Here is a 4,633-nt window from a genome sequence, read left to right as displayed (position 1 = left end):
GCTGGCTACAATGGTTGGCGGGTGCAGGGTTCCTGGTGATCGGGGGCTATGTATTATGGCAGGAGTGGCGGGGGAACAAGCTCCCAGAGGGCTAGCCTCCCTGAGCAGCCGATGCCAACCCGGCAGGACAGAGTGAAGAACAACCGAGGAACGTGTTGATCCAAGACAACGACAGCCGAACCCCGTCTTTTTTGCTGCGGCAAATGGCCGGACGGGCCGCCCTAGTGAGCTTTGGCTCGATTCTGCTGGCCGAAATGGGCGATAAAACCCAATTGGCGACCCTGCTCCTCAGTGCCCGCTCGCAAAACGCTGGGGTAATCTTTTTGGGCGCTGCTGCTGCTTTGATCAGCACCAGCCTAATTGGGGTGTGGGCAGGAGCTTGGGTGGCCCGCCTGATCCCACCTCGCTGGATCAAAACCCTGGCAGGCGTGGGGTTTGTTGTGATGGGCCTAGTCTTGTTGTGGGGATCCCTGCCCATAGCCGGCTGAGCAGAGGGCTTCAGGATGGCTTCGGCAAAGCGTGATAGGATTAAGAGCGCCTCACTTTGACACTTCAAACTGAGGACCTTCACTTGAGTCCGGACAACCGGTCAGGAAAACCAGCATGGCCAAAAAACGCAATCTGAAGCGGGAAAAAGCCGAGCGCAACCGCGAATATGCCAAACAGTTCCAAAAAAGTCGTGCTCGCAATGGCCGCCGCTTCCGTTCTGCCCCCCGCGACAACGAGGCCAGCGCTGGCGAAGAACAGCAGTAAGGTTGTTTTTGTCGAGATGCTCTGTCGGTCAATCCTGTGAGCGGAGCTAGTTCAACAAACCTGCTATCGTATGCAGGGGTGGGCCGGAGCGGATAAGCATGAAATATCGACGGATTCTACTGAAGTTGAGTGGTGAAGCCCTGATGGGGGAGCGCCCCTACGGGATCGACCCCGAGGTCTTGAAGTCCATTGCCGGCGAAGTGGCCTCAGTGGTACGGGCCGGTGTGCAGGTGGCGATTGTGGTGGGAGGGGGTAACATCTGGCGCGGGCGCAAAGAGGCGGCTGCCCAAGGGATGGATCAGGCTTCTGCCGACTACGTAGGGATGCTGGCCACCGTCATCAACGCCTTAACCCTGCAGGATGCCATTGAGCGAGCCGGGATCCCCACCCGGGTGCAGACGGCCATCGCCATGCAGGAGGTGGCGGAGCCCTATATTCGTCGCCGCGCCATTCGTCACCTGGAAAAGGGGCGGGTGGTGATTTTTGGGGCAGGATCTGGCAACCCCTTCTTCACCACCGATACCACTGCGGCCTTGCGGGCGGCGGAGATCGATGCCGAGGTGATTTTCAAAGCCACCAAGGTGGACGGAGTTTACGATGCGGATCCCAAGACTCACCCTCAGGCCCGCCGCTACGATGTTCTCAGCTATCAGGATGTGCTGAACCGCGATCTGCGGGTTATGGACAGCACCGCCATCGCCCTCTGCAAGGAAAATCAATTGCCCATCGTGGTCTTTGACCTGACTACCCCTGGCAATATTTATCGAGTGGTGCAGGGAGAACCCATCGGCACTTGGATCGGACAGCGGACGGTCGAGAACAACGGGATCCCCAGCCCAGGAGAGTTGATCCCAAGTTAGGGGGGAAATCGGCCTTGAGAGTCCGGCGACGCCCTAGCCAGGATTGAGTCCGAAGGATAGCCTGGCTCAAGGGTGTGCTCAGGCCGTTTGGAGGGAAAGGCAATGACAGATCAGGTTCAGCATTCGGCCCAAAAGGATCCCGTCTCGCCCAGAAGCTCTGCTGCCCAAAGCGCTGTGCCTGCGGCACCCCATGTCGCTAAGCAACGCTTACGCGAACGCTGGGGTCGGCGTCTTTTGCAGAGCTTGATCTTCCTGTTGGTTCTGGCCGGGGGATTGGTCTACTGGCAGTGGATGACCTGGCTCCAGCCGGTGGGCGGCCCAGAACCGATCCAAGTAACAATCCAGCCGGGCAGCAGCAGCCGTCTGATCGGGCAAAAACTGCGCCAAGCAGGGGTGATTCGCTCAGCTCTGGCTTGGGAGCTGTGGAGCCGCACCTTCGGGCGCGACTGGGTGTTTCAGGCGGGCACCTACGCTTTGGATCCCAACCAGGACATGCTGGCCGTGGCCCAGCAACTGCGGCAGGGAAGGATCCTGCAAAGACGTCTGACCATTCCGGAGGGTTGGCGCATCGAGCAAATGGCAGAGGCTCTGGCCCAGCGCAACTGGCTGGCAGCCGATGCCTTCATTGCCGTGACCCGGGTGATTCCCCCCCTCGACTGGCTGCCCCCCAACTTGAGCTCTCTAGAAGGCTACCTGTTCCCAGACACCTATCTTTTCCCCATCGAACAGGTGGAGGGATCCCTGCCGGATCAAGAAAAGGCTCAAATAGTGGTCAACGCCATGCTGCAGCGATTTGTCGCGGTGGCCCTGCCCCTGTTTCGCCAGCACACCACTTCCCTGTCTCTGCACGAGTGGGTTACCCTGGCCAGCATTGTGGAGCGGGAGGCCGTGGTGCCGGAAGAACGCGCTTTGATTGCAGGTGTCTTCCTGAACCGGCTTAAGAAAGGGATCCCCCTGGGAGCCGATCCGACGGTGGAATATGCCTTGAATATCCGGCAAACCCCAGATCGCCGCCTCACCCTTGCGGAGGTGCGCACCCCCTCTCCCTACAACACCTACCTCAACCCGGGCTTGCCCCCTGGTCCCATCGCCAGCCCGGGCTTGGCCAGCTTAAAAGCCGTTTTGCAGCCTGAGCAAACCGACTATCTCTACTTCGTGGCCCGCTACGATGGCACTCACATTTTCAGCAAAACCCTAGCAGAGCACGAGGCAGCCCAATTGCAAATTATTCAAGAGCGCCGACAAGCTGCCCAGGGATCCCCCCACAGTCCTCAACCAAGTCCTTAGCCGAGGAGCGGATGGTACACAAACCTTGGTTCAAGCTCCTGCAACCGGATCTGGTGGTGGCCGGCACTGTCTTAAAGTTGCGGGCAGAAGACCTGTGGGCCTGGCAGGTAAAAGGCATCATCTTTGACGTAGACGGTACACTGGTGCCGAGCCGACAGGTTGAGGTGGATCCCGCTGTGGCTGCTTGGCTGGAGCAGTTGCGTCCGCACTTTCAAATTTGGCTGGTGAGCAACAACCTCAATCGCAGCCGCATCCAACAAATCGGAGAAAGCCTGAACCTGCCCTACATTCACCGCGCTGGGAAACCCTCACGGCGGGCCTTGCGGCGGGCCGTAGCCCAGATGGGCTTGCCGGTAGAAGCAGTGGCTATGGTGGGAGACCGCCTGTTGACGGATATTTTGGCGGGCAATCGACTGGGGTTGGTAACCGTGCTGGTCAACTCCCTCTTGTCCGAAGCAGTCGAAAAGAACCCTGCTACCCTCTAGGGGCTGCGCTTTTGAGAGATTTGAGAGTTGGACAACTGTAATTGTTTCAAACTGAATTGAAAAGGTTTCCAAGCACTCCCCCTTTCCTTCGCAAAGAGAGAAGACCAAAAGACAATCCTGCTGCTCGGAAGGACTTAGTCACTTCAGTTTAGGGTGAGACGCCTGGGCAGCTGAGAAAAGCCCTGTGGCCCCATGCATGTTTCATGCATGTTTTAGGTGTGGGTACAGTGTCCCAGTTTGAATCGAAATGACCAACCACAGGTTGTCAGCGCTGGCAACTGCTGACCGGATGGGTAGCACATCTAAAAATCAAGACAAAAATCGAGAGAGATTTTCCAGACCTGACCCATCTGCCCCAATTTTTTGTAGAGTGACGGCAGGTGAGCCGGATCCCGCGTTGAAGCCCAGTAGGCGGCGGTGTGAGGGCGGTGTGAGATCCAAAGGTCAAGCATGCGAACCATCCCTATTGTCAAGTCCGCCATGCAACGGCTAAAGTCCATGCTGCAAAAATCCCTGCGTTCTGCTCCGACTTCCCCCCGCTCCAGATCCTCGCTTGTATCCAATGGACGGAGCCTGATCAAGCTGGGCAGCTTTCTGGCCTTGCCTTTGATATTCTCGACATTGCCCGGTTGGGCTTTAACATTGGTGGCGCGTCCAGATCTGCGCGACCTCAAACGTGCAACCGTGTTTCGGGTGGTCAACTACAACACCCTGGTTGTTCAGCTTGAAGGGGATTTGGATTTGCGGCTGGTGCAACTGATCGGGATCGATCCCTTGCCTGACCCGATCAACCCCAACTGGACGGAGTTGCGCGGACAAACCCCTCTGGCAGTTTACAATGCTGGCCAATATCTGCAGACTGCTCTGCTGGGACGTGAGGTGTTTTTGGAGTTGGATCCTGCCCTAGCCCCTGCTCCTACCTTGCCTGCCTACGTTTGGCAAGCCAATACCCTCATCAACCAGGAAATGCTGTTTTTGGGGCATGGCCTGTTGTCGCCACAAACCGATGGCTTGAAGTACGGCCCCATTCTCACCGAAGCTGCCGATGCAGCCAAAAGACAAGGACGCGGCTATTGGACAACCTACGGCCCTCGCTAGAGACCAAGCCAAACGCAGAGCTGGAATTGCCGGCCTGTTTGTTGAGAATAATCTCAACAGCCATCTTCCGCCGGTCGGTGAGAGCATGACTCTAGTCAATAATAAGCTCAACTATACTGAAAATAATGTATAATATGTTCAGTACGGATT

At 57.3% G+C, this 4,633-nt stretch carries 6 protein-coding genes; all 6 read left to right on the top strand.

Annotation, left to right across the window (positions count from 1 at the left end; genetic code table 11):
• Positions 1-152 precede the first annotated feature (152 nt).
• The 6 genes from NW837_RS05540 (at position 153) to NW837_RS05515 (ending at position 4,483) form a co-directional block, all read left to right on the top strand.
• The gene (locus NW837_RS05540; RefSeq protein WP_011433859.1) at positions 153-488 is read left to right on the top strand and encodes a TMEM165/GDT1 family protein; all 336 of its coding nucleotides are present in this window, start codon (positions 153-155) and stop codon (positions 486-488) included.
• 115 nt (positions 489-603) lie between these two features.
• Positions 604-753: a hypothetical protein gene (locus NW837_RS05535; RefSeq protein WP_011433860.1), complete on the top strand. Its 150-nt coding sequence runs from the start codon at positions 604-606 to the stop codon at positions 751-753.
• A 98-nt stretch (positions 754-851) separates the two neighbouring features.
• The gene (gene pyrH / locus NW837_RS05530; RefSeq protein ID WP_011433861.1) at positions 852-1,613 is read left to right on the top strand and encodes a UMP kinase; all 762 of its coding nucleotides are present in this window, start codon (positions 852-854) and stop codon (positions 1,611-1,613) included.
• A 102-nt stretch (positions 1,614-1,715) separates the two neighbouring features.
• A complete protein-coding gene (mltG, locus tag NW837_RS05525; protein WP_414329714.1) occupies positions 1,716-2,900 on the top strand; it encodes an endolytic transglycosylase MltG in 1,185 nt (394 codons plus the stop codon).
• An 11-nt stretch (positions 2,901-2,911) separates the two neighbouring features.
• Positions 2,912-3,385, top strand: a complete 474-nt coding sequence (locus tag NW837_RS05520) for a YqeG family HAD IIIA-type phosphatase (RefSeq protein WP_414329713.1) — start codon at positions 2,912-2,914, stop codon at positions 3,383-3,385.
• A gap of 450 nt (positions 3,386-3,835) precedes the next feature.
• Positions 3,836-4,483, top strand: coding sequence for a thermonuclease family protein (locus tag NW837_RS05515; RefSeq protein WP_414329711.1), 648 nt, complete (start codon positions 3,836-3,838; stop codon positions 4,481-4,483).
• The last annotated feature ends 150 nt before the right edge of the window (positions 4,484-4,633 follow it).

The sequence above is a fragment of the Synechococcus sp. R6-10 genome (assembly GCF_047461815.1).
Taxonomy (GTDB): Bacteria; Cyanobacteriota; Cyanobacteriia; order Thermostichales; family Thermostichaceae; genus Thermostichus.
Note: the sequence above shows the minus strand (reverse complement) of the source record. Positions and strands in the feature narration are given on the sequence as shown.